We start from the raw sequence: 1,332 nt of genomic DNA, 5'->3' as shown, positions 1-1,332 counted from the left end.
CCCCTTCCCCCGGACCACCGGTGCGCCGAGTGCGGCCCGCCCGTCCCCCGGTACGCGCGCCGGCGCGGTGGCGGCCGGGGCCGTCGTGGCCCTGACCACGGGTTGCGGGATCCTCTCGCCCGCGCAGAACGGCGACATGCCCGACGACATCAACGTCACCAGCCCGCTGATGCAGGAGGGCGAGCCGCTCCCCGCGGCCTACTCCTGCGAGGGCGCGGCCGAGACCACCGCGGAGGGCGGGGACGACACGGGCGGCTCCGAGGACCCCGCGGAGGCCCAGCAGGCGTACTCGCCGCCGCTGAGCTGGTCGGGGCTTCCCGACGAGGCCGGGTCGATCGCCCTGGTGGTGGACGATCCGCAGGTGGCGCAGGTGTTCTGGGTGGTCTACGACCTGGACCCCGAACTCGTCGAGCTGCGCCAGAACACCGTTCCGGCCGACGCCAAGCAGGGGCAGAACAGCATCGGCGAGTCCGCCTACGACCCGCCCTGCCCCGAGCCCGACGAGGCCTACGAGTACCGGTTCACCGTGTACGCCCTCCGGGGCCCGCTGGACCTGCCCGAGGGCGCGACGCTGAGCGCCTCGCTGGAGGCGATCGCGGACCAGGCCGTCGCACGCGGTTCGCTGGTCACACGCAGCGAGTGACATAGTTCACCGCGGGCGCTGCCTCCGGATCGGCCCCGGACGACCTGACGGATCCGGGGTCACGGTGATTCCTGGAGGAAGCTCCCGTAGCCCTCTGCACACGGAGCACGACAACGCATACAGTGGGTCTGTGCCCCCCGCCCCATTTCAGATGACCGATACTCGTCCACTCGCCGCGCGGCGCCCTGACCCGAAACCGCACCGGACCGCCTGCGTCCCCCCGCGAGCGCAGGCCGAACCCACCGGATCACCGCGGTCCCCGGAGGTCACCGCCTCCCCTCGACCGGCCTCCTCTCGGCCGGTCACCGGTGCGACCCGGGCGCGGCCGACCTCCCCAAGGTAGTGCGTACACCATGACCGTCACCGTCATCATCATCATCGCCGTCATCGTCGTGCTCGCCGTGCTCGTGCTCCTGCTGCTGGGCATGCGCGCGCTGAGCTCCGGCTCCCGCGAGGACGACTACGACGACGAGTACGAGCACGAGGACGCCGAGGGCGACGACCGCGACGAGGAACGGCCGCGCGGTCGCGGACGCGGCCGGGAGCGGGCCCGCGACGGAGGCCGGGGACGCGGCGGGAGCCGGGGTCGCGACCTCGACGAGGACGAGGACGACGGGGAGCCGGAGCCGCGCGGACGCGGCCGCAGGTCCCGTCAGGGCGACGGCGCCAAGGCGGACCGGCGGCCCCGG

1 protein-coding gene and 1 pseudogene are annotated in these 1,332 nt (G+C 73.9%); both read left to right on the top strand.

The annotated features are described in order from the left end of the window. Window positions 1-643: YbhB/YbcL family Raf kinase inhibitor-like protein (locus DQW06_RS24030; RefSeq protein ID WP_232833137.1), on the top strand; the 643-nt coding region annotated here is incomplete at its 5' end. Window positions 644-996: 353 nt separating this feature from the next. Beyond that, a pseudogene (locus DQW06_RS29005) lies at window positions 997-1,332 on the top strand (hypothetical protein); the annotation flags it as partial.

It is taken from the genome of Nocardiopsis sp. TNDT3, from assembly GCF_003427465.1.
Lineage (GTDB): Bacteria > Actinomycetota > Actinomycetes > Streptosporangiales > Streptosporangiaceae > Nocardiopsis > Nocardiopsis dassonvillei.
This window is presented reverse-complemented; position numbering and strand designations above follow the sequence as displayed.